This is a genomic window from Streptomyces sp. NPDC096152, assembly GCF_044763235.1.
In the GTDB taxonomy this organism is placed as follows: Bacteria; Actinomycetota; Actinomycetes; order Streptomycetales; family Streptomycetaceae; genus Streptomyces.
This window is the reverse complement of sequence record NZ_JBIWFW010000008.1, coordinates 481427-505285: the sequence shown is the minus strand read 5'-3', so window position 1 is coordinate 505285 and position 23859 is coordinate 481427. Positions and strand designations below refer to the sequence as shown.

General features: G+C 72.2%; 16 protein-coding genes and 1 pseudogene. 7 read left to right on the top strand and 10 right to left on the bottom strand.

Annotation, left to right across the window (positions count from 1 at the left end):
- Positions 1-399 precede the first annotated feature (399 nt).
- Together ACIQ9G_RS28150 and ptsP are read left to right on the top strand one after the other, a co-directional pair.
- On the top strand, positions 400-849 hold the full coding sequence (locus ACIQ9G_RS28150) for a PTS glucose transporter subunit IIA (protein WP_403614822.1): 450 nt from the start codon (positions 400-402) through the stop codon (positions 847-849).
- An 82-nt stretch (positions 850-931) separates the two neighbouring features.
- Positions 932-2602: a phosphoenolpyruvate--protein phosphotransferase gene (gene ptsP, locus ACIQ9G_RS28145; protein WP_403614820.1), complete on the top strand. Its 1671-nt coding sequence runs from the start codon at positions 932-934 to the stop codon at positions 2600-2602.
- Positions 2603-2675: 73 nt separating this feature from the next.
- On the opposite strand, the gene ACIQ9G_RS28140 is transcribed toward ptsP, so the two are convergent.
- Entirely contained in the window at positions 2676-3569 is an 894-nt protein-coding gene (locus ACIQ9G_RS28140) for a hypothetical protein (RefSeq protein WP_403614818.1), read from the bottom strand.
- Between the two features lie 25 nt (positions 3570-3594).
- A complete protein-coding gene (locus tag ACIQ9G_RS28135) occupies positions 3595-4242 on the bottom strand; it encodes a hypothetical protein (RefSeq protein WP_403614815.1) in 648 nt (215 codons plus the stop codon).
- 65 nt (positions 4243-4307) lie between these two features.
- Between ACIQ9G_RS28135 and ACIQ9G_RS28130 the strand changes: the two genes are divergently transcribed.
- Positions 4308-4652: a hypothetical protein gene (locus tag ACIQ9G_RS28130; protein ID WP_403614812.1), complete on the top strand. Its 345-nt coding sequence runs from the start codon at positions 4308-4310 to the stop codon at positions 4650-4652.
- A gap of 9 nt (positions 4653-4661) precedes the next feature.
- Here the strand turns inward: ACIQ9G_RS28130 and ACIQ9G_RS28125 are convergent, their stop codons facing one another.
- The gene (locus ACIQ9G_RS28125) at positions 4662-6629 is read right to left on the bottom strand and encodes an acetoacetate--CoA ligase (RefSeq protein WP_403614809.1); all 1968 of its coding nucleotides are present in this window, start codon (positions 6627-6629) and stop codon (positions 4662-4664) included.
- A 212-nt stretch (positions 6630-6841) separates the two neighbouring features.
- Between ACIQ9G_RS28125 and ACIQ9G_RS28120 the strand changes: the two genes are divergently transcribed.
- A complete protein-coding gene (locus ACIQ9G_RS28120; RefSeq protein ID WP_403614805.1) occupies positions 6842-9211 on the top strand; it encodes a TIM-barrel domain-containing protein in 2370 nt (789 codons plus the stop codon).
- A gap of 148 nt (positions 9212-9359) precedes the next feature.
- On the opposite strand, the gene ACIQ9G_RS28115 is transcribed toward ACIQ9G_RS28120, so the two are convergent.
- Both ACIQ9G_RS28115 and ACIQ9G_RS28110 read right to left on the bottom strand, forming a co-directional pair.
- Positions 9360-9896 carry an NUDIX domain-containing protein gene (locus ACIQ9G_RS28115; RefSeq protein WP_403614803.1) on the bottom strand — a complete coding sequence of 179 codons (537 nt, stop codon included), beginning with the start codon at positions 9894-9896 and terminating at the stop codon, positions 9360-9362.
- 105 nt (positions 9897-10001) lie between these two features.
- Positions 10002-10811, bottom strand: coding sequence for a M15 family metallopeptidase (locus ACIQ9G_RS28110; protein WP_403614799.1), 810 nt, complete (start codon positions 10809-10811; stop codon positions 10002-10004).
- Between the two features lie 263 nt (positions 10812-11074).
- Between ACIQ9G_RS28110 and ACIQ9G_RS28105 the strand changes: the two genes are divergently transcribed.
- A complete protein-coding gene (locus ACIQ9G_RS28105; protein ID WP_403614796.1) occupies positions 11075-12700 on the top strand; it encodes a GGDEF domain-containing protein in 1626 nt (541 codons plus the stop codon).
- Positions 12701-13157: 457 nt separating this feature from the next.
- Complete coding sequence (gene glpK, locus ACIQ9G_RS28100; protein WP_403614794.1) at positions 13158-14678, top strand: glycerol kinase GlpK; 1521 nt, start codon at positions 13158-13160, stop codon at positions 14676-14678.
- A gap of 114 nt (positions 14679-14792) precedes the next feature.
- Here the strand turns inward: glpK and ACIQ9G_RS28095 are convergent, their stop codons facing one another.
- The 5 genes from ACIQ9G_RS28095 to ACIQ9G_RS28075 are packed head-to-tail and all read right to left on the bottom strand — an operon-like array spanning position 14793 to position 22706.
- A complete protein-coding gene (locus ACIQ9G_RS28095; protein ID WP_403614792.1) occupies positions 14793-15398 on the bottom strand; it encodes a GTP-binding protein in 606 nt (201 codons plus the stop codon).
- Entirely contained in the window at positions 15379-19005 is a 3627-nt protein-coding gene (locus tag ACIQ9G_RS28090; protein ID WP_403614789.1) for a hydantoinase B/oxoprolinase family protein, read from the bottom strand. Before ACIQ9G_RS28090 ends, ACIQ9G_RS28095 begins: the two co-directional genes overlap by 20 nt.
- A 24-nt stretch (positions 19006-19029) precedes the next feature.
- Entirely contained in the window at positions 19030-19425 is a 396-nt protein-coding gene (locus ACIQ9G_RS28085; RefSeq protein ID WP_403614786.1) for a DUF742 domain-containing protein, read from the bottom strand.
- A gap of 9 nt (positions 19426-19434) precedes the next feature.
- Complete coding sequence (locus tag ACIQ9G_RS28080) at positions 19435-19869, bottom strand: roadblock/LC7 domain-containing protein (RefSeq protein ID WP_403614784.1); 435 nt, start codon at positions 19867-19869, stop codon at positions 19435-19437.
- A complete protein-coding gene (locus ACIQ9G_RS28075; RefSeq protein ID WP_403614854.1) occupies positions 19866-22706 on the bottom strand; it encodes a nitrate- and nitrite sensing domain-containing protein in 2841 nt (946 codons plus the stop codon). The genes ACIQ9G_RS28080 and ACIQ9G_RS28075 overlap by 4 nt, the downstream gene beginning before the upstream one ends.
- A gap of 419 nt (positions 22707-23125) precedes the next feature.
- On the opposite strand from ACIQ9G_RS28075, the pseudogene ACIQ9G_RS28070 reads away from it, so the two are divergent.
- Positions 23126-23753, top strand: a pseudogene (locus tag ACIQ9G_RS28070) (hypothetical protein).
- The last annotated feature ends 106 nt before the right edge of the window (positions 23754-23859 follow it).

Genomic DNA, 23859 nt, shown 5'->3' with positions numbered 1-23859 from the left:
TTGAGTTCTCAAGGAACGGACGCTTCCTTTGTACTCACCCTCTCGGGCTTTCCTCCGGGCGCTTCCCTTCGGTCTTGCGTTTCCGACTCTATCAGTGTTTCCCACTCCCTCTGACCACCGTCTTGCAGACATGCAAAAGGTGACCCCGAGATAGGATCCTGACGAGTTGGGTGCTGCCAGGTCAGGACACTTGTCGCGTCGCATCTCCCTGAGCAGGGGTACGACTGTACATGCGGCCGCGGAGCCCGTGCAAATCCATTACCGTGGTGGTCTAGACCACCAACGTGAGCTGGCGTAAGCTCACGCTCGTTACCTGTACTTACCGTGACATCCTGCTGCGCAGCGCCGTCCGGGACAGGCAGTGACGGCCCATAGATCTCCACCCCTGGGAGGCTTCCCATGACCACCGTGACGTCCCCGCTCGCAGGACGCGCCATCGGGCTGGCGGCTGTGCCGGACCCCGTCTTCTCGGGAGCCATGGTCGGCCCCGGTACCGCGATCGACCCGGTGCGTGAGCCGTCCGAGGCCGTCGCACCGGTCGACGGGGTCATCGTCTCGCTCCACCCGCACGCTTTCGTCGTGGTGGACCCCCAGGGACACGGGGTGCTCGTCCATCTCGGGATCGACACGGTGCAGCTCAACGGCGCGGGCTTCGAACTGCTCGTCGCCAAGGGCGACACGGTGGCGCGCGGACAGGCCGTGGTGCGATGGAACCCCGCCGCCGTCGAGGCCGCGGGCAAGTCTCCGGTGTGCCCGGTCGTGGCGCTCGAGGCCACCGCCGAGTCTCTCTCCGATCTTCATGACGACCGTGACGTGAAGGCCGGCGACACCCTCTTCATCTGGAAGTGACACCAGTGCTGTCCTGAGAGGGACGGCCGACAGGAAGACCATCGCGGCGGCGGGACCCGCCGCACTATCGGGGACGGGTGAGATGGAGACAACGCTGCGAGGCGTCGGCGTGAGCCACGGAGTGGCGATCGGCGAGGTTCGGCACATGGGAACGGCGGTGCTCGAACCTCCTGCCAAGCGGATCCCGGCGGACGAGGCGGAGCGCGAGCAGGGGCGCGCCCGTAAGGCCGTGGAGGCCGTGGCGGCCGATCTGATGGCGCGCGGCAATCTGGCCGGGGGCGAGGCCCAGGCGGTGCTCGAGGCGCAGGCCCTGATGGCACAGGACCCGGAGCTGATCGCGGATGTCGACCGGCGGATCGCCGTCGGAAGCACGGCGGAGCGCGCGGTCTACGACGCGTTCGCCGCCTACCGGGACCTGCTGGCCGGCGCCGGTGAGTACCTCGCGGGTCGTGTGGCCGACCTCGACGACGTGCGGAATCGTATCGTCGCCCGACTTCTCGGTGTCCCCATGCCGGGTGTGCCGGACAGCGACCAGCCCTACGTGCTGGTCGCCCGTGATCTGGCGCCGGCCGACACGGCGCTGCTGGACCCGACCCTGGTCCTCGGCTTCGTCACCGAGGAGGGCGGTCCGACCAGCCACAGCGCGATCCTGGCCCGGGCGCTCGGTGTGCCGGCCGTCGTGGCGCTGTCCGGCGCCGGCGAGCTGGCCGAGGGCACGGTCATCGCCGTGGACGGCAGCACCGGCGAGATTTTTGTGAGCCCCGGTGAGGAGAAGAAGGCACAGCTTGAGGCCGCGGCAGCCGCGCGCAGGGCGGCGCTGGCCGCCTCGAACGGGCCGGGCGCCACCTCCGACGGTCACAAGGTGCCGTTGCTCGCCAACATCGGCGGCCCCTCGGACGTGGCGGCGGCCGTGGAGGCCGGTGCCGAGGGCGTCGGCCTGTTCCGTACCGAGTTCCTCTTCCTGGACGACCACAAGAAGGCGCCCTCCGCCGAGAAGCAGGTCGAGGCCTATCGGCAGGTGCTGGAGGCCTTCCCCGAGGGTCGTGTCGTCGTGCGGGTGCTGGACGCTGGTGCGGACAAACCGCTCGAGTTCCTGACGCCTGCCGACGAGCCCAACCCGGCGCTCGGTGTGCGGGGTCTGCGGACGCTGCTCGACCACCCGGAGGTGCTGCGCACCCAGCTGACTGCGCTCGCCGAGGCCGCCGAGGGCCTGCCTGTCTACCTCGAGGTCATGGCCCCGATGGTCGCGGACCGGATCGACGCGAAGGCGTTCGCGGAGGCGTGCCGCGAGGCGGGGCTTCGGGCGAAGTTCGGCGCGATGGTCGAGATCCCGTCGGCCGCGCTGCGGGCGCGTTCGATCCTGCGGGAGGTGGAGTTCCTGTCGCTGGGGACCAACGACCTCGCTCAGTACACCTTCGCGGCCGACCGGCAGGTGGGCGCGGTGGCTCGCCTGCAGGACCCGTGGCAGCCCGCGCTGCTCGACTTGGTGGCGCTGGCCGCCGAGGCGGCGAAGGCCGAGGGGAAGAGCTGTGGTGTGTGCGGTGAGGCCGCGTCCGATCCGCTGCTCGCCTGTGTGCTGACCGGTCTGGGGGTCACCTCCCTCTCGATGGGGGCCGCGTCGATTCCTTATGTCCGGACGACGCTGGCCAAGTACACGCTGGCGCAGTGCGAGCGTGCGGCCGCTGCCGCGCGTGCCGCGGACGGCGCCGACGAGGCGCGCCACGCCGCCCAGGCGGTGCTGTCCGGCGAGTGACCGGTCCGGTCCGTTCGCCGGCCGTTTCCGAGGGGCGTCCCACCCGTGTGCGGGTGGGACGCCCCTCTCGCGTTCAGTGCCGGTGTCCGGGTGTCGGTCCCTCCTCTCCGAGGTCGGGGGGTGTGCCGTAGTCGACGCCCGGCTCCGGTGAGATGAGGTCGCCGGATTCGATGTCGGTGCAGTAGGCGTCGAAGACCTCGCCCGCGGTGAGGGGTTCCAATGCGTCGCCGCGCAGGCGCCAGCCGTAGACGCGGTCGGGGGTGCCGGGGGCGCTGGTGCGCATGACGAGCCCGCCCGGGCTGCGGGTGGCGAGGCCGAGGGCGAGGACGGTGGTGAATTCGAGTGCTTCGGCCTCGTCGAGCTGTGCGGTCCGGGTGTCGTCCTTGTCCGCGTGGAGGACGGCGAGCAGGGTCTCCGGCGTGCCCCGGACGCTGCACACCAGGTGCCGGTTGCCCGGCGGGGCCGTGGCCAGGATGCGGGCGAGGAGGTCGGCGGCACGGGTGAAGGCGGCCCGGCCGATGTCCTCGCCGCAGGAGGCGCAGGGGCCGAGCCGCGTGAGGAGGGTGGAGGCGTACTCCCAGGTGGCTTGGCGGACGGCCTCGTCGACCAGTTCGGGGACGAGTTCGGCGAGGGGGCGGCCGTCGTAGGGAAGGGCGGGGCCGGTGATCGCGAGCTCGGCGGTGTAGCGGGTGCGGGTGGACGCGGCGTCGGGGTCGAGTCCGTGGTCGGCGCAGAACTCCGCGTATTCCGCGGGGTCGAAGAGGGCCACCGTGGTGTGGCCGCCCTGGGCGGAGCGGGTCCGAAGGAGCGCCTCGACCTGTTGGAGGTAGTCGGTGTGGTCGTCGAAGACGAAGCTGCGGTAGCGCCGCATGGCGCGGAAGTCGTGTTCGTCGGTCAGCAGGCCGATGGTGCCCGCGATCTCCCGGCGCAGGACGCTTCGCGTGGTCCGGTGGTCGGTGTGCGCCATGTTTCCCCCATGTGTGCGCAGTCGATCAATGCTCACTCACAGTAACCGGTGGCACTGACAACGCGGTCCGGTGGAGGCGGGCGCGGACCAGGCGGTGCTGGATCAGGCAGGTCGCGGCTATGACTGTCCCGAATGCCGTCCAGCCGCCGGGGCCGGTGGCGATGGCGCCGGTGACCGCGAGGGGGCCGAGGCTGCGCTGGGCCGACTGGGCGAGTCCGTGGACGCCGAGGTAGGCGCCCTGTGCGGTGTCGGGGGCGAGGGCGACGGAGAGTTCCCAGGAGACCGTGGCGTGCAAGATCTCCGCGAGCGTGAAGAGTCCGGCGGAGAAGATGAGGAGCAGGGTGGCGCTCACGGTGCCGCCGGTGGACGAGAGCGCCATGGCGGCGCCGCCGAGGGCGAAGGCGGCGGAGAGTGGGAGCAGCAGGGCGCGGGCGGCCCGGGTGGTGGCGCCGAACCGGGCCAGGGGGACCTGGAGGGTCACCACCATCATGTTGTTGAGCACCATCAGCAGCGGGGCGAGTCCGTGCGGCGCGCTGCTCGCGTGCGCGATCCAGAGGGGCAGGCCGATCTTGAAGACGGCATCGTCGAGGAAGAGGACGCTCTCGCTGGCGACGTAGGCGAGGTAGATGCGGTCGCGCCAGGGGTTCGCGGGCGGCCTGCGACGCCACCACACTGGCCCGGCACGACGGCCGGCTGCTGCTGACCTCCGGCTGGGTCAGCCACCTGCTCCAGGAGGCGGTGTACGGGCTGCTGACCGACGAGGGCACGCGCACGCTGGTGTCGCGCGCGCGGGAGACCTACGCCCTGCGCCGGACCGCCCTTCTACGGGAGCTGGGCGCACGGGGTTTCGAGGCGCACGGGGCGAGCGGGATGAACGTCTGGGTGCCGGTGGCGGACGAGTCCGCCGTGGTCAACGGATTGCGGTCGTACGGCTGGTGGGTCGCCGCGGGAGCCAGGTTCCGGCTGTCGTCGGGGCCGGGCGTACGGATCTCCGTCGCCGAGCTGGAACCGGCCGACGCGGCGCGGCTGGCCTCGGACTTCGCCGCCGTGCTCGGCGAGTCCGAGGCCACCTATGGCGGGTGAGTCGGTTCCTCAGGCGCGCTTGCGGGCCAGGTCCTCGTAGAACCGCAGCAGGTCGAGGTCGTCGATGGATCCCGGGTTGACCGCCTTCTCCAGCGGGGTTCCCTGGAGGAGGCGCTTGACCGGGACCTCGATGCGCTTGCCGGTGAGGGTGTGCGGCACGCCGGGCACCTCGATGACCTCGTCCGGGACGTGGCGCGGGGAGAGCTGCTCACGGATGGTCCGCTTGATCCGGTCGAGGAGACCGTCGTCCAGGACGGCTCCGGGGATCAGGTGCACGAAGAGGGGCATCCAGTAACCGCCGTCGGGCTGTTCGATGCCGACGACCAGGGACTCCTTGATCTCGGGCAGGCGTTCGACCGCTTCGTAGATGTCGGCGGAGCCCATCCGCACGCCCTGCCGGTTGAGCGTGGAGTCGGAGCGGCCGTGGATGACCACCGAGCCGCGGGAGGTGAGCGTGATCCAGTCGCCGTGGCGCCACACGCCCGGGTACATGGCGAAGTAGCTGTCGTGGTAGCGGCTGCCGTCGGGGTCGTTCCAGAAGTGGATGGGCATCGACGGCATGGGATTGGTGACCACGAGCTCGCCGACCTCGTCGACCAGCGGACGGCCGCTGGGGTCCCAGGACTGCAGGTCGGTGCCCAGCGAGGGTGCCTGCAGTTCGCCGATGTGGACCGGCAGCGTCGGCACCGCTCCCGCGAAGCAGGAGCACACGTCGGTGCCGCCGCTGACGGACGCGATCCACAGGTCGTCGCCGACCTCGTCGTGCAGCCACTGGAACCCGTCGGGCGGCAGCGGCGAGCCGGTGGTGGCGACGCACTGGACCCGGGAGAGGTCGAAGTCGCGGGACGGGTGCACGCCCGCCTTGCGGCAGGCCATGACATAGGCGGCCGACGTGCCGTAGAGGGTGGCCCCGGTGCGCTCGGCGACCCGCCACTGGGCGCCCGTGTCGGGGTACCCGGGGCTGCCGTCGTACAGGACGATCGTCGTGCCGGTGAGCAGGCCGGAGACGAGGAAGTTCCACATCATCCAGCCGGTCGAGGTGTACCAGAAGAAGCGGTCCTCGGGGCCGAGGTCGCAGTGCAGGCCGAGCTGCTTGAGGTGCTCGACGAGGATGCCGCCCTGCGACTGGACGATGGCCTTGGGCAGGCCCGTCGTGCCGGAGGAGTACAGCACCCACAGGGGGTGCTCGAAGGGCACCTCCTCGAAGACGGGCTCCACGTCCGCGGAGGTCAGGGCCGACCACTCCAGGGCCCCCTCCGGCGCCTCGGTCCCGAGGAGCGGGATGTGGACGACGGCGCGCAGGGTGGGCAGCTCGCGGCGCAGTTCGGCGACGACGTCGCGGCGGTCGTGCTCCTTGCCGCCGTAGCGGTAGCCGTCCACGGTGAACAGGACGACGGGCTCGACCTGCTGGAAGCGGTCGAGGACGCTGCGGGCGCCGAAGTCGGGCGCGCAGGAGGTCCACACGGCGCCCACGGCGGCCGTGGCGAGGAGGGCGACGACGGCCTGGGAGATGTTCGGCAGGTAGCCGCTGACCCGGTCGCCGGGGCGTACGCCGAGGGCGCGCAGTTCGGCGGCGAGGGAGCCGACCTGGCGGCGCAGGTCGGCCCAGGTCACCGGGCGCACTTCGTGTGTCTCGTCGACGTACAGCAGGGCCGGTTCGTCCGCGCGGGAGCCGGCCGCGCGCAGGGCGTGCTCGGCGTAGTTCAGGGTGGCGCCGGGGAACCACTGCGCCCCGGGCATCGATCGGTCACCCAGCACACGCGCGTAGGGGCTGGCGAACCGCACGTCGAACCACTCCGTGACGGCTTTCCAGAAGGTGTCCAGCTCGTCGACGGACCAGCGGTGCAGGGCCGCGTAGCCGCCGTCGGCGGGGGCTCCGTGGTGCTCGGCCGCCCAGGCCTGGAACCTGGTGATCCGGGCCCGGACGATGCGTTCGGAATCGGGCTCCCAGAGCGGCTGGGGGTTCTCGGTCGACATGGTGCGGCTCCCGGACTGTACGCGTCGTGTGCGTCGGTCGCGCACGGGCGGGGTGTGCGCGTGACGCGGCTGACACGGACGATGCCATGTGATCGACTTCCGCACCAGGGCGCACCCCACATAGTCGGTGTCGTGAAGATGTGGCCTTGGCACGGGTGAACGGCAGTTGAACGACACCCACGCGGAGGACTTTCGATGGCAGGCTGAGCAGCATGGAGGGTCGTGACCTGGTGCGTTCGGTGAGGGCGGTCGGTTCGGCAGGGGCGGCACAGGGGGTGCGCACCGTACGGGCCGCCTGGCGCAGGTGGCGTGCCGACGCCAAGGGCCTGCCGTCACGGGGGGCCGAGCGCGCGCGGGTGCCCGGCCCGGTGCGCGGCGTGGAGCCCGGGCCCGGGGGTGGGATCGTGCGCTTCACCCGCTCCGACCTGCGGATCACCGTGGCCGTGAACGGGGCGGTCTTCTGGGGCTGGGACGGAGCGGCACCGGAGCCGTCGTACGCGCTCGCGGGCCGCTGCCCCGAGCCGGATCCCCGCGCGGTGCTGGAGCCGGACAAGGACGGCGGCTGGCGGGTCGTGGCCGAGCGGGTGACCGTGACCGTCTCGCGGCACGGCGCGGTCGAGGTGTGCACGCCCGGTGGGGTGCCGCTGCGGCGCACTCTGCCACCCCGCTGGTGGGAGCCTGCGGGCGGCGGGGGCGCGGCGCGCTGGATGCAGCGTTCGGAGGTGGCGGCGGACGCCCGGTTCTTCGGTCTGGGCGGCCGGGCGTCCGGGCCCCGGCTGCGGGACGGCACGTACCGGCTGTGGAACACCGATCCCGGCCGGTCTTTCGGCCCCGGGGACGACCCGCTCTACATCACCATGCCGGTCGAGCTGGTGGTGGCCGACGCGGGCACGCACCTGGTGTTCCACGACAGCTCGTGGGACGGCTCCGTGACGCTGCGGGAGGGCGCGGAGGGGGCCGGCTCGGGCCACGACAGGGCGGGGACGGTCGAGCTCAGGATGGACGGGGGCCCGCTGCGCTGCTGGGTGGTCGTCGGCACTCCCGCGCGCGTGCTGCAGGTCTGGGCCTCGCTGACCGGGGCGGCCGCGCTGCCGCCCGCCTGGGCGCTGGGCCACCACCACGCACGGTGGGGCTTCGGCAGCGAGCAGGAGGTACGCCGGATCGTCACCGGGTACCACGAACACGGTCTGCCGCTGGACGCCGTCCACCTGGACATCGACCACTACGACGAGCACCAGGTGTTCACCGTCGACCACGACCGCTTCCCGAAGCTGCCCGTGCTCGCCGAGGAGCTGCGCCGGGACGGGATCCGGCTGGTGTCGATCGTCGACCCGGCAGTGAGGGCGGAGCGGGGCAACGCCGTGTACGACAGCGGGACTGCGGAGGACGTCTTCGTACGGGACGCGGCCGGGCGGGTCGTCCGGGGCGTGCTGTGGCCCGGTGAGACGGTCTTCCCGGACTTCACGGACGCGCGCGTGCGGCGGTGGTGGGGCGGGCTGTACGAGGAGCGGCTGGCCCACGGGTTCGCCGGCTTCTGGCACGACGTGAACGAGCCGACCTCCTTCACCGCCTTCGGCGAGTCGACACTGCCCCGGTCGGCCCGGCACGCCCTGGACGGCCGGGGCGGCGACCACCGTGAGGCGCACAACGTGTACGCCCTGTGCATGGCGAGGGCCGGGTACGAGGGGCTGCGCGGCCTGGCCCCCGAGGAGCGGCCGTTCGTGTTCTCGCGCTCGGGATGGGCCGGGATGCAGCGCTACGGCGGCACGTGGTCGGGGGACGTGGCCACCGGCTGGCCGGGGCTGCGGGCGTCGCTGTCGCTGGTGCTGGGCCTCGGGCTGTGCGGGGTGCCCTACTCGGGTCCGGACGTCGGCGGGTTCGACGGGAGCCCCTCGCCGGAGCTGTATCTGCGCTGGTTCCAGCTCGCGGCGTACCTGCCGCTGTTCCGCACGCACGCGAGCCTGCGGGCGGGGCGCAGGGAGCCGTGGGAGTTCGGGCCGGAGGTGCTGGAGCACGCGCGCGTGGCGCTCGTCGAACGCCGGCGTCTGCTGCCGTACTTCATGGCGCTGGCGCATCTGGCACGGCGCACGGGGGCGCCCTATGTGCGCCCGGTGTGGTGGGGAGCACCGGAGGACCGCGCGCTGCGGGACTGTGAGGACGCCTTCCTGCTCGGCGACAGCCTGTTGGTGGCACCGGTGCTCACCCCCGGCACGGAGCGGCGGGCGGTCCGTGTACCGCGGGGGCGCTGGTACGACACGGCGACGGGGCGTACGTACGAGGGGCCGGCGCGGGTGCTGGTCGACGCCCCGGCGTCGCGGATCCCGGTTCTCGCGCGCGCGGGCGCGGTCATCCCGGTGCGGGGCGCGGACGGCGGGCTGGAGCTGGAGGTCTGGGCGCCCGCGCGCGGGCGTACGGGTGGCGGGCTGGTGGTGCCGGACACGGGCGAAGGCTGGGACGAGCCGGAGATCGAACGCTACGGCGTCCGCTGGGAGGGGCGGCGGGTGGTCGTGGAGCGCGAGCGGGAGGACGGCGCGGGTGTGCCGCCCTACCCGGTGCGCATACGTGGGCTCGAGGAGCACTGACATCCGCCGGGGCCCGGCTGGAGGCCGGGCCCCGCTGGAGGCCGGGGCCCGGCGGAGCACCGGGCTCAGCCACTGCCCGGTTGCCCCGGGGAGCGCAGGCGCTCAGCCGCTGCCCGGTGGCCCCGGCGGGCCTCAGAAGAGCAGGGGCTCAGATGTACCGGCCCTCGAACCAGGCGCGGGCGGCCAGCGTGTGCAGCGGGAAGGCGAGTTCCTCCGCCCTGCGCAGCAGGTGCCAGCCCTCGGTCTCGTCCGTGGCGGCGGACTGCGGCAGGCCCTCGGCCGGGCGCTCGGGCAGCAGCCCGAAGAGCAGCAGATGGCCGTCGGGCGAGCTCATCGCGTCGGCGAGGCGCACGTCGCGGCTCGCCGCGTCGATGCCCGTCTCCTCCTTGAGCTCGCGCACGACGGCCTGCCGCCAGTCCTCCCGGTCGTCGATGTAGCCGCCCGGCAGGGCCGTGCCCCCGCGCGCGGGGGCCACGGTGCGGGTGATGACGACCAGGGCGGTGCCCCGGGTGTCGTACACGGGCTGGAGGGCCACCGCGACCGGGAGGGGGTTGCGGTAGGCGACGGCCCCGCAGGCCGGGCAGGTGCGGGGCCAGCCCGAGACGCCCTCTCCATAGGGCGCTCCGCAGCTCGAACAGTGGGAGTCCGGCACGGAGTTGACGATGGGGTGTTGGTTTTCGGACACGCGCGGACTGTATCCGATCGGAAGGCGTCCGTCCTCCGTCAGGATGCCGGGCGGCTGTCAGTGAGCCGGGCACCTGTCAGGACGCCGGGCAGCGCCTCCGGTGGCTCAGCGCCCGGCCGTCAGGGACTTGCTGGAGACCGGGAAGTCGAAGTAGGTGTCGGGGTACGGCTCGGGCTTGTAGGTGTAGTGCCACCACTCCTCGGCCAGGTTCACGAACCCGAGGTTCTCCAGGGTGTTCTTGAGGAGGAGCCGGTTGGCGCGCTGGGGTCCCTGGATGCGCGGGTCGAGGGTGTGGGCGAGGGTGTCGAAGCAGTCGAACCCGGTCCCCATGTCGACGGAGTTGTCCGGAAAACGCTGGTCCTTGGGCGCGTAGCAGGGCACCAGGGGCCGGCCGGGGACGTAGGGGTGGGTGGGCTTCACGGGGAGCTTCACGATCGTCAGGTCCATGGTCGACCCGCGGCTGTGCCCGGACTTCTGCGCGATGTAGCCGTCCTCGAAGAGCCGGGTTTTGTCGACGTTCGGGTAGAACTCGGCCTTCATGGCCTGGTCGTCGAGGTCCTCGGCCCAGCGCACGAAGTGGTCGACGGCGCGCTGTGGCCGATAGCAGTCGTAGACCTTGAGCGTGTAGCCCTGGCTGAGCAGCTTCTCCTGGGCCCGGTGGAGGGCCTGGGCGGCCGGCCGGGTGAGGAGGCAGAGGGGCTGCTCGTAGCCGTCGATGCGCTCACCGACGAAGTTGTGCGGCGTGAAGTAGCGCATCTCCTGGACGATCGTGGGATCCACGCTGCGCAGCGCCACGAAGTCCTTCGGCGCCCTGGGCTCGGGCGTCGCCCGCGCGGTGGCGGAGGCCGTGGTGACGGTCAGCAGGGCGGTGAGGGCGGGGACGAGTCCGCGCAGGGCACGGGAGAGTCGTGTCATGTCCCCTGCATCTATCAGGAGCGGGCGCGGTTACGGAAGCGATGACGCATCGGATCCCCCGTGGGGTGGCACGGCGACAGGCGGTACCGCCCCCAGCGTCACCGCATGCGAGCGACCGTGAACACGGCTCGGCGGTGACAGCGGCGGTGACGGGCCGACCGCCCGAAAGCCCTTTCCCATACGCTGTGTGACCGGCCGGGAATGCTGCGTGAACGTCTCATGAACCGGGCCTCGGCGGGATCGGCCGGCGACATCATGCAACCGTGCACTCCTGGACGGATACTCTCCGCTTCGCCTTCCAGCCGGTGGTCAATCTGGCCACCGGCGGGGTCACGGCACTGGAGGTCCTCGCCCGGCCGGAGACCGGTGACGTGCTGGCCGAGGCCCGCCGCGACCCGGACCTCGACAGCCGGCTGGCCGTGCTGGCGCTCCGCGCGGCCACCCGCCAGGCGACACCGCTGCCGCTGCACCTCAACGTGTTCGCCGGCACCCTCGCCGACCTCGGCGGACTCGGCCCGCTGCACGAGGCCGTACGCGCGGTGGGGCGGATGCCGTGGGAAGTCACCCTCGATGTCGTCCCGCCGTACACGCACGTACCGCACCAGGCCCTGCTGGAGGCGGTCGGCGCGCTGCGCGGTCAGGGCTTCCGGATCAGCGCGGACGGTGTCGGCGACGGGGACGCGCCCCTGCGCCTGCTCGCCGACCTCTCCCCCGACCTGCTGAAACTCGACTGTTCGATGCTGGCGCACCCCGCCGCAGTACGAGCGATGCGGACGCTGTGCGAGGGTTCGGGGGCGCTGCTGGCAGTGGAGGGCGTGGAGACGGAACGGCAGTACGCGGTCGCACTGTCCGCGGGGGCCCAGCTGGCGCAGGGCGAGCTGTTCGCGCCGCCCGCCCGGCTGCCGGCCGCGGACGTGTACGTTCCGCCGCGTTCCCCCGCGGTCGTGGCCACCTCGCGCTCGGGGCCGTACGTACGCGAGTTCCTGCGGCCCGCGGCACTGCTGCCCGCGGACGCCTCCGCGGGCCAGGTGCGCGCGCTGCTGACCGGCTCGCCCGACGTTTCGGGGGTGCTGCTCGTGGACCGGTGCGGGGTACCGGTCCGCTCGGTGCACCGCTCCCGCTTCCTGCTGACGATGTCCGGGCGCTACGGCCATGCCCTCTACGCCGACCGTCCCGCCGCCAAGCTGGGTGATCCGCCGCGCACGGTCGGCGCGGACGCCACGGCCTGGGAGGTGCTGGACGTGGTGGCGGTCGGGAGCCGGGACCGGACTTCGGACGATGTGGCGGTCGTCGACCGGCGGGGGCGGTGCGTGGGTGTCGTCCGGCTGGCGGACCTCGTGCGGGCACTGGCCGAGTCCCGGGTCGAGGAGGCCGCGGGCCTCAATCCACTGACGCGGCTGCCCGGCTCGGACGCGATCACGGCCGAGGTGGACCGACGGATCGCGGACGGCCGCACGTTCACGCTGAGCTGGCTGGACGTGGACGACTTCAAGCGGGTCAACGACAGCGCCGGGTTCGCGGCGGGGGACGAGCTCATCCGGTCCGTCGGGCGGGCACTGCAGCGCGCGGCGACCGGATCCACACGTGTGGGACACATCGGCGGTGACGACTTCCTCGTACTCGCCGATCCGGACGGCCTGGATCAGACGGCCGCCGCCCTGCTGGACGCGCGCTGGTCGGCCGACGGGCTTCCGGTCACGCTGTCCCTGGCCACGGTCGTGTGCGCCCCCGCGAGCGTGACCGACCACCGGCAGGCGGCCGCCTGCCTCGCCCCGCTGAAGCGGGCCGCGAAGGCCCTGCACGGCGCCGCCTGGGTGCTCGGCAGGGCGGGCCTGCCCGGCCACGAGATCCGCCGGGGTCCGGCGGTGACGGCCGTCCAGGCGGGCTGAGGGAGGGATCGGGGCACTCGCGGCGTGCCGCCGGCCGCCATCGTTGCCGCCGGCGCCTCGGCGTGGCGCCCTCACCCCTGCCGTCGGCGACCTCGGCGTGGCGCTGTCACGGTTGCCGTCGGCGACCTTGACGCTCTCTGTGCACAGGAGAACACTTCCCGTGTCAGCCGACATCGCCGTACATTCTCGGCGCAATCCGGCATGGAACGGTGCGGTGCGGGCCCCGTCCGCACCCCCCGGCCCCTCCCCCCACGGGCGATTCGGCTGCGACCGCACGCTCCGACGGAGGCGCCCCGCCGGGCCGGCCGTCCGGTGCGGTTCACGACAAGCAGCTTCCTGACAATGTGGCCAAACTGGTACCAGATCTGCCAAAGATCCGCTTCCTCGTCGCCGACCCGACCACGGAGAACGCCGCTCCACGCCTCAGCTTCCAGACCCTCGCCACCAAGGGGTAGCCATGACGGACAACGCCGAGAAGTACGTGGCCGCAATCGACCAGGGCACCACCTCGAGCCGCTGCATCATCTTCGACCACAGCGGCTCCATCGTCGCCGTGGACCAGCGGGAGCACCGCCAGATCTTCCCCAAGCCGGGCTGGGTGGAGCACGACGCCACGGAGATCTGGTCCAAGGTGCAGGCCGTGGTCGCGGGCGCGGTCGCGAAGGCGGGACTGCGCGCGGACCAGCTCAGCGCGCTGGGCATCACCAACCAGCGCGAGACGACGGTCCTGTGGGACCGCGCCACCGGCAAGCCCGTGCACAACGCGATCGTCTGGCAGGACACCCGTACCTCGGCGCTGTGCAACGAGCTGGGCGGATCCGACGGCCAGGACCGGTTCCGTGAGCAGACCGGTCTGCCGCTGGCCAGCTACTTCTCCGGACCGAAGGCCGCATGGCTGCTGGACAACGTGCCCGGGTTGCGGGACCGGGCCGAACGCGGCGAGATCGCCTTCGGCACGATCGACTCGTGGCTCATCTGGAACCTCACCGGCGGAAGCTCCGGCGGACACCACGTCACGGACGTCACCAACGCCGGGCGCACCATGCTGATGAACCTGGAGACCCTCCAGTGGGACCGGTCCATCCTGTCCGCCATGAACGTCCCCGAGGCCGTCCTGCCCGAGATCCGGTCCTCGTCCGAGGTGTACGGGACCGCGGTCGGCCAGCTCGCCGGCGTGCCCGTGGCGTCGGCGCTGGGCGACCAGCAGGCGGCCATCTTCGGACAGACGTGCTACGAGGTGGGCGACGCCAAGAACACGTACGGCACCGGCAGTTTCCTGCTCCTCAACACCGGCAACCGGCCGGTGCCGTCGAAGAGCGGGCTGCTCACCACCATGGGCTACAAGATCGGTGACGAGCCCCCGGTCTACTGCCTGGAGGGCGCCATCGCCATCACGGGCGCGCTGGTGCAGTGGTTCCGCGACCAGCTCGGCATCATCCGGACGGCGGACGAGATCGAGTCGCTGGCGTCGAGCGTCGAGGACAACGGCGGCGCGTACATCGTGCCCGCGTTCTCCGGTCTGTTCGCGCCGTACTGGCGCTCGGACGCGCGCGGAGTGATCACCGGTCTGACGCGGTACGTCACCAAGGCGCACCTGGCGCGGGCGGTACTGGAGGCCACCAGCTGGCAGACGCGCGAGGTCGTCGACGCCATGTACCAGGACTCCGGGGTGCAGCTGACCACTCTCAAGGTCGACGGCGGCATGACCACGAACAACCTGCTCATGCAGCACCAGGCGGACGTGCTCGACGTGCCGGTGATCCGGCCGAGGGTCTCCGAGACCACCTGCCTGGGCGCCGCGTACGCGGCCGGCCTCGCCACCGGCGTGTGGAACGACCTCGACGAGCTGAAGTCGCACTGGCAGAAGGACGCCGAGTGGACGCCCTCCATGGAGGCGTCGGTCCGTGACCGCGAGTACCGCAACTGGAAGAAGGCCGTGGAGAAGAGCTTCGGCTGGCTGGAGGACGGCGAGGGCTAGCCCGCGCGGTCGTCGGTGGGCCGCACGCGCGCGTGGCCGCCGTCGGCACGCACGCGCGCGTGGCGTGGGGCGCGGCCCGTACCCCAGTCGGTGGGGGTGCGGGCCGTGCGCGGGTCAGGTGGCGACGGTCCGGCGGCGGCTCGCGCCGTACGCCATCGCGTGCTGGACCACTCCGACGAGAACCTCCTTGACCGCTTCCCGGTCGCGGGCGTCGCACAGCAGCAGGGGCACGTCGTCGTCGAGGTCGAGGGCCTGGCGTACGGCCTCCACCGGATACCGGGCGGCCCCCTCGAAGCAGTTGACGCCGACCACGAAGGGGATGGACCGCCGCTCGAAGTAGTCGACGGCCGCGAAACAGTCCTCCAGTCGGCGGGTGTCGGCCAGTACCACCGCGCCGAGCGCCCCCTCGGACAGCTCGTCCCACATGAACCAGAACCGCTCCTGCCCGGGCGTCCCGAAGAGGTACAGCACCAGGTCCTCGCGCAGCGTGATCCGGCCGAAGTCCATGGCCACGGTCGTGGTGTGCTTGCCCTCGACACCGGTGACGTCGTCGACCGGGCGCCCGGCCTCGGTGAGCAGTTCCTCGGTGCGCAGCGGCCTGATCTCGCTGACCGCGCCGACGAGGGTCGTCTTGCCCACGCCGAAGCCGCCGGCCACCAGGATCTTGAGCGTGACGGGCTCGACCGGGGGCTTGCCGCGCTCAGAACGCCCGAAGATCATCGCTTTCTTCTCCTGCTCGATGGGGTTCGGGCGACGGTGGGCCGTAGCCTCCGCCGCCGGGGGTTTCGATGACGAGGACGTCACCCGGGGCGACGTCCGCCGAGTCGCTTCCGCCGAGTTCCACGACCGTGCCGTCCGCGCGCTCCACCCGGTTGGCGCCGAGCGCGCCGGGCTCGCCGCCCGCCAGGCCGTACGGCGGGACCCTGCGGTGCTGGGACAGGGTGGAGACGGTCATGGGTTCGAGGAAGCGGATGCGGCGCACCGCGCCGTCCCCGCCGCGCCACCGTCCGGTGCCGCCGCTGCCGCGCCGGACCGCGAACTCCTCCAGCCGGACGGGCAGCCGCCATTCGAGGACTTCGGGGTCGGTGAGGCGGGAGTTGGTCATGTGGGTCTGGACGACGCTCGCGCCGGGGAAGCCGTCGCCCGCGCCGGAGCCGGAGGCGACGGTCTCGTAGTACTGGTGGCGCTCGTTGCCGAAGGTGACGTTGTTCATCGTCCCGGAGCCCTCGGCCTGGACGCCGAGCGCCGCGTACAGGGCGCCGGTGACGGCCTGCGAGGTCTCCACGTTGCCGGCCACTACGGCGGCCGGCGGCTCGGGGCTGAGCATCGAGGCGGGCGGCACCACGATCCGCAGGGGCCGCAGACAGCCGTCGTTGAGCGGGATGTCGGCGGCGACCAGGGTGCGGAAGACGTACAGGACGGCGGCGTTCACCACGGAGAACGGGGCGTTGAAGTTGGTCGCGAGCTGCGGCGAGGTGCCGGTGAAGTCGATCGCCGCCGACCGGTCGACGCGGTCCACGCTCACGCGGACCCGGATGACCGCGCCCGCGTCGGTCTCGTAGGCGTACTCGCCGTCGTCGAGGGCGTCGATCACACGGCGGACCGCCTCTTCCGCGTTGTCCTGGACGTGCCGCATGTAGGCCTGGACGACGTCGAGGCCGAAGTCCTCGATCATGCGGGCGACCTCGTCGACTCCCTTGCGGTTGGCGGCGATCTGGGCGCGCAGGTCGGCGAGGTTGGTCCGCGGATTGCGGGAGGGGTACGTCGCCTCGGTCAGCAGACGATGGGTCTCCTCCTCGCGGAAGCGGCCGTTCTCGGCGAGCAGCCAGTTGTCGAAGAGGACGCCCTCCTCCTCGATGGTGCGGCTGTGGGCGGGCATGGAGCCCGGCGCTACGCCGCCGATCTCGGCGTGGTGGCCCCGCGAGGCGACGTAGAACAGGATCCGGTCACCCTCCGTGCCGAAGACCGGGGTGATGACGGTGACGTCCGGCAGGTGCGTGCCGCCGTGGTACGGGTCGTTGACGGCGTAGGTGTCGCCCGGCCGCATCCGGGGGCCGCGGCGCCGGATGACCTCCTTGACGCTGGTGCCCATCGAGCCCAGGTGGACGGGGATGTGCGGGGCGTTGGCCACCAGGTTTCCGTCCGGGTCGAACAGGGCGCAGGAGAAGTCGAGGCGCTCCTTGATGTTGACCGACTGGGCCGTGGACTCCAGCCGGGCGCCCATCTGCTCTGCGATGGACATGAAGAGGTTGTTGAACACCTCGAGGAGAACCGGGTCTGCTTCCGTGTCCAGATCGGAACTCTGCGTGACCGCCGCGCGTTCCATGACCAGATGCCCCTCGCCGGAGGCCGCGGCCCGCCAGCCGTCGTCGACGACGGTGGTCGCGCCGGCCTCGGTGATGATCGCCGGGCCGGTGACGGTCTCGCCGGGAGGCAGGTCCTCACGGCGGTGGTGGGGTACGTCGCGCCAGGCGCCACCGGTGTGGAGACGGACGGTCTCCGCGCCGACGGAACGGCCGGCGGCGGCGCGGTAGGGGGCGAGGGCGGAGAGATCGGGGGGTTCGGTGATGCCGGTGGCTTCCACGGAGAGGGCTTCGACGACGACGGGCCGGTCGAGTGCGAAGGAGTACGTGGCGCGATGACGTTCTTCGAAGGCGTGTTTCATCGCGTCGGGCTCGGTGAGCTCGACGGTCAGGGTGGTGTCCGTGCCGTCGTAACGGAGCTGGGCGCGCCGGGTGACGCGGATGCGGTCCGGGGGCACGTCCTCGGCCAGGAGTTCGGCGCGGGCCGCGCCCTCCAGGTCGTCGGCGGTCTTCAGGACACCCGGCATCGAGGCGGGTTCCAGGGGTGCCTCGACGGACTGTTCACGCATGGCGGTGGTGTCGGCGAGGCCGATGCCGAGGGCGGACAGCACGCCGGCCATGGGCGGGACGAGGACGGTGCGGATGCCGAGCGAGTCGGCGACCATGCAGGCGTGCTGCCCGCCCGCGCCGCCGAAGGTGGTGAGGGCGTAGCGGGTGACGTCGTGGCCCTTCTGCACGGAGATCCGCTTCACCGCGTTGGCGATGTTGGCGACGGCGATCTGCAGGTAGCCCTCGGCGACCTGCTCCGGTGTGCGGTCGTCGCCGGTCCTCTCGCGGATCTCACGGGCGAGGGCGGTGAACCGCTCGCGCACGAGCGCCTCGTCCAGCGGCTGGTCTCCGCCGGGGCCGAACACCGTGGGGAAGTGCGCGGGCTGGATGCGGCCCAGCATGACGTTGGCGTCGGTGACGGCGAGCGGGCCGCCGCCGCGGTAGCAGGCGGGTCCCGGGACCGCGCCCGCCGAGTCGGGGCCGACCCGGTAGCGGGAGCCGTCGAAGTGCAGGACGGAGCCGCCGCCCGCGGCCACGGTGTGGATGTCCAGCATCGGCGACCGCAGCCGTACGCCGGCGATCTGCGTGGTGAAGACCCGTTCGTACTCGCCCGCGAAGTGGGAGACGTCGGTGGAGGTGCCGCCCATGTCGAAGCCGATGACGCGGTCGTAGCCGGCGAGCTGGGACATGCGCGCCATGCCGACGATGCCTCCCGCGGGTCCGGACAGGATGGCGTCCTTGCCGCGGAACTGCCCCGCCTCGGCGAGTCCCCCGTTGGACTGCATGAACATCAGCCGTACGCCTTCGAGTTCGTCGGCGACGTGCTGGACGTAGCGGCGCAGCACGGGCGACAGGTAGGCGTCGACGACGGCGGTGTCCCCGCGCGGGACGAGCTTCATCAGCGGACTGACCTCGCTGGAGAGCGAGATCTGCGGGAAGCCGATCCGGGCGGCCAGTTCCCCGACGGCCCGCTCGTGCGCGGGGTGCAGATGGCTGTGCAGGCAGACCACGGCGACGGCGCGGATCCCGTCGTCGTAGGCGGCCCGGAGCGGGGCGGCCAGGGCGTCCAGGTCGGGCGCGCGCAGGACGGTGCCGTCCGCCGCGATGCGCTCGTCGATCTCGATGACGCGTTCGTGGAGCAGTTCCGGCAGTTCGATGCGGCGGGCGAAGATGTGCGGGCGGTTCTGGTAGCCGATGCGCAGGGCGTCGCCGAACCCGCGGGTGACGAGGAGCAGGGTCCGCTCCCCGGTGCGCTCCAGCAGGGCGTTGGTGGCGACGGTGGTGCCCATGCGGACGGCGTCGACGTGCGCCGGGGAGCCGTCGAGGAGTTCGCGCACTCCGGCCACGGCCGCGTCGGCGTACCGCGCGGGGTCGTCGGACAGCAGCTTGTGCGTGATCAGGCGGCCGTCCGGGCGTCGCGCGACCACGTCGGTGAAGGTGCCGCCTCGGTCGACCCAGAACTGCCAGCCTGTCACGTCACTACCCCGCTTCCGCGCCGCTCACAGCGCCCGCAGGCCGTTGATCACGTCGCGCAGAATACTCTCGTCCGGCAGTTCGGCCGGGGGTACCGGACGGTTCACGTGGACGTATTCCTCGTCCACGAGGTCACCGACGAGGACCCGTACGACGCCGACCGGGAGGTCCAGTTCCGCGGAGAGCTCGGCGACCGACTGCGGGGTGTCGCGGCACAGTTCGACGATGTCCACGTGCTCCGGGGACAGGGTGTGGTCGGCCTCCGGATCGTCCACGTGGGGTTCCGTGACGACCACCGCGATCAGGTCCAGGCGGTGCTGGGCCGCATGGCTGGTGCGGCCCCGTGTCATCGCGTACGGACGGACCACGGGTCCGGCCTCGTCGTCGAACCAGTGTCTTCTGACCTGACCGTCTCCGCTCATGTCATCTCACTACCCACCGGCGGGCAGATCGGTGCGCGGAGCGGCGCCCAGATGGACGCCGACCCGCTTGACGAGGAGGGTCATCTCGTAGGCGACCTGGCCCACGTCCGAGTCGGCGTCCGAGAGGACGGCCAGGCAGCTGCCGTCGCCGGCCGCGGTGACGAACAGGAAGGCGTCGTCCAGCTCCACGACCGTCTGCCGGACGCTGCCCGCCTCGAAGTGGCGGCCGACGCCCTTGGCCAGGCTGTGGAACCCGGAGGCCACGGCGGCCAGGTGTTCACTGTCCTCGCGGGTGAGGTCCTTGGACACGCCCGTGGCCAGTCCGTCCCCGGAGAGGACGATGGCCTTGCGGATGCTGGCGACACGGTCCACGAGGTCGTCCAGGAGCCAGTTCAGCTGCACCTTGTCGGTCGTGTTGTGGCCGGTGGCCTTCGGTGCGGTCATCGACCGTCCCCCTTTGTCGTTCCTTGTGCTGTGCCGTCCGGGGCGTCGTCGCCCCCGGCGTTCTCCTCACGCCCGCGCTGCCAGCCGCGCTGGAGCGAGGCCATACGGCTGCGCACCTCGTCGGCGTCGCGTTCGGCGGGTCCCGGCCGGTTCTCGCTGCGTCGCTCCGGGCCCTGCTTCAGTTGCGGGGCGAGATTCGCCTGCCGCACGCGCCGGGGCAGCGGCATGGCGCCGGACTCGCTCTCCTCAGGGGCGGTGGCGCGGCCCCGGCCCGGGCCGTCCGGGCCACCGGCCGCCAGGGCGGCGCGCCGATTGCGCTGCGGCAGCGCGGGAGGCTGCTCCGGGCGTTCTCCGCTGGGCGGGGAGGCCGGGATCTCATCGCGTCCGCCGAAGCGGTCGTCCGAGGCGGTCGGACGCCTCAGCGTGCTCTCGCCGCGCCGGCGGGCCGGCAGGGGCGCCACCTCCTGCTCCGGCCGCCCGAAGTCCGCCGGGGGCTTCTCGTCCGGCTCGCGCCGGGACCGGTGGTCGGTGACCGGGCGTCCATGGGAGCTGACCAGCTTCGGCGCCCGGCGCCGGGGCAGCGGGACCGGGACCGCCGGGTCCCGGTCGGCGCCGGCTCCGTCGGGGGCGCCGCGCCCACCGGGATCCGGGCGGTGCCCGGCGCCCTGGCGTACCGCCGGGTCGTCGGTCTCCGGCCGGCCGGAGGAGCGGCGCGGGCGGAACAACGCCCCGTGTTCGCCGTCCTCGTCGTCCAGGCCGTCCGGGAAGGCACCGAGGGCGCCCAGGCCGACGGGGGCCTCCAGCTCCACCGGCCCGTCCAGCAGCGAGGCCGGCAGCCCGGGAAGCTGTACCGGCGTCCGGGAGAGGGCGGTCCCGCGGCTGCTCTCGTGTTCGGCCGCGGGGCGGTCCCGGTCGAGGCGGAAGCCGACGCCGTTGGTGTCGGGGACGTCGTCCGTCAGCAGCACGTCGGGGAGGAAGACGACGGCGGTGGTGCCGCCGTACGGGGACGGCTGCAGGGAGACCCGGACGTTCTGCCGCTGGGCGAGCCGGCTGACGACGAACAGGCCGAGCCGGTCGGTGTCGGAGAGCTCGAACTCCGGGGTCTCCGCGAGCCGGAGGTTGGCGTCGAGCAGCGCTTCGGCGGGCATGCCGAGACCGCGGTCGTGGATCTCCAGGGTGAAACCGTTGGCGACGCGCTCTCCGAGCACCTGCACGGCGGTGTGCGGCGGGGAGAACATCGTGGCGTTCTCCAGGAGTTCGGCCACCAGGTGGGTGAGGTCGGCGACGGCGGGCCCCGTGACGGCGACGCGCGGCAGCCGGCGGACCTCGATGCGTTCGTAGTCCTCGACCTCGGCGACGGCGGCGCGTACGACGTCCATCAGCTGCACGGGCTTGCGCCACTGCCGGGACGGGGCGGCGCCGGAGAGGATGACCAGGCCCTCGGCGTGCCGGCGCATCCGGGTGGTGAGGTGGTCGAGGCGGAAGAGGTCGGCGAGTTCCTCGGTGTCCTCGGTCCGGCGTTCCATGGTGTCGAGGAGGGTGAGTTGCTTGTGGAGCAGGACCTGGCTGCGGCGGGCGAGGTTGACGAACACCTCGGAGACCCCGGCGCGGAGTTCGGACTGCTTGACGGCGGCCTCGACGGCGGCCCGCTGCAGGGTGTTGAGGGCCTGTCCGACCTCGCCGATCTCGTTCTTGTCGTACTCGAGCCGCGGTACCTCGGTCTCCACGTCGACCTGTTCGCCGGCCGACAGGCGGCGCATCACACTGGGCAGCCGGACGCCGGACGCCTCGTGGGCCTCCAGCCGCAGCTTCCTGAGATCGCGGACGAGGCTGCGGCCGATGCGTACGGACAGCACGAGGGAGACCAGTACGGCGGCCAGACCGAGGATGCCCGCGACGGCCGCCTGGAGGACGACGTCCATGGCGAGGGGGCGGACGCGTTCCTGGTAGCGGTCGCCCACCTGGTCGTCGAGGGCGCGCAGTTCGCCGAGCACGTTGCCCGCGGCGGTGTCCCAGTTCTTGGCGCTGACCTCCCGGGGGGTGCCGGGGCCGGAGGAGACGACGGCCCGCTCGGCGGAGCGCAGCGGGGCGGTCGAGGCGTCCTTCCAGAAGTGCTCGTAGCGGTCGCTCTCGGACGCGGGGATCAGCGGCAGGTTGATCTCGTACAGGAGGGTGCGCTGGGCGACGAGGTCGGAGATGTCGCGGACCTCGCCGCGGGAGAGCCTGCCGACCACCAGGGCGGAGCCGAGCAGGGCGTCCTCGCGGGAGAGGAGTTCCCGGGCGCGGGTGATGTTGACGAGGGCCCGGGCCTCCTTGTTCATGTCCACGTCGTCGATGCCGTCGAGGGTGGAGAGCAGCGTGAAGGACGGATCGACCAGGCGGTTGTAGAGGTCGAGGGCCTGGGCGCGGGAGAGGGTGCCGCCCTCCACGCTGCGCCGCAGGGAGCCGACGCCGTCGAGGGCGTCCAGGGCGGCGGTGAGGTGGTCGCCGTCGTCCCGGTCCATGCCGTCGCGCACGGCGGCGTTCCGCGCGTTCTTCCGGAGCCTGGCGATCACCCCGTCGGTGACGGCCCGGGTGCGGCGGAGCGCGGACAGCGCGTCGGAGGCCCGGGGATCGGCCAGGTAGACGAGGGTCTGGCGGCGTTCCTGCTGCAGGGCTCGCACGGTGTTCTCGGTCGGGTAGCCGATCTTCTCCACCAGGGAGGTCACATGGAACAGCTGGGTCGCCTCGCGTCCCGTGATCACGGTGGCGAAGGCCCAGATGGCGGTCAGCGACAGCAGCGGCACGAGAAGCAGCGCCACGATCTTCCGGCGGATGGACTTCCCGCGAAAGCGCATGGCCTCCCCCAGCTCGACCCCCATCGGAAGGGGGTACACATGTGCGTCAACAAACGGCGCGAGCCTACTACCGACGCACAGATAACTCGAAGAGCTGTCCGGAGCCTGAACTGCCGTACCGGGGGCGAGAGATGGCGAGTTGTCCGGGCATTGCGGGAGATGGCGCCCCGGAATCCGAAGTCGGCGGGCGTAACGGAACGGGTCGTCCGACTTGTTGAGTTGGCCGATATTTTTCCCACCCGGGAATCTTCGCGACGTCTCGTTCGTCCTACTCCATGGGAAATGGGGGCGGAATCGGCCACAGGAGCCGTGTCCCGCACCTGGGCGGCGTAAAGCAGCGCAAGCCGGGCAGCCAGAGGGAAGCCGGTTCTTCGGACACCGGGGCGAACGGTTTGCTGGCGGTGGGGAGTGACACGTTGATGGGCACGGCGGAGCGGTGCGATGCGGCCGCTGACGGCGAGGTGGCGCATGTGACGGCGGCGCGACGGGCGTCCGAGGCACGGGATCGCGACATTCCGGCGGCGCGGGCCGTCTCGGAGAGCGGACCCGGCCCGGCCGCGGAAGCGGCCGGTGCGGCGGCGTCCCGCGGCGGTACGGCGACGGACGACGACCAGGAGGTGGAGTTCACCACGGCGAACACGGCGTGGCGGCAGCCGGACCACAGGCCGCTGTGGGTGGAGGAGCCCGCGCGACGGCGCAGGCTGCCGGATCCGGTACGGGTGGCGGCCGTGCGCGCGGTTCTGATCATCTCCGTGACGCTCATACAGGCGGTGGTGGCGTTCCTGTGCACCATGGCCGAATCCTGGCTGGCATTCCCCATGGTGATCAGCAGCGTGGCCAGCACGGTGGTCGCCACCTGGGCGGCGCTCGACGTCTGGGTGACCCGCCAGGTGTGGAACCAGCGCTACGGCGTCGTCTCGATGCCGAGCAGCACCGCGCGGGCCCTGCGGCGCGAGCGGCACCGGACCCGGCGCCAGGAACGGGCGACCGAGCGGAACCAGCGGCGAATAGGCCGCCGGGGGCGTGGGGCGGCTGTCGCACCCCTGAGCGCCGGCCGGCTGTCGCACCGCTGAGAGTTCACGGCCGCGCCCGGAACCCGGTGCCCCGCCAGGGGGTGGGCTCCGGGCACGGCTCCCTCAGCCGGTGGCCGGTT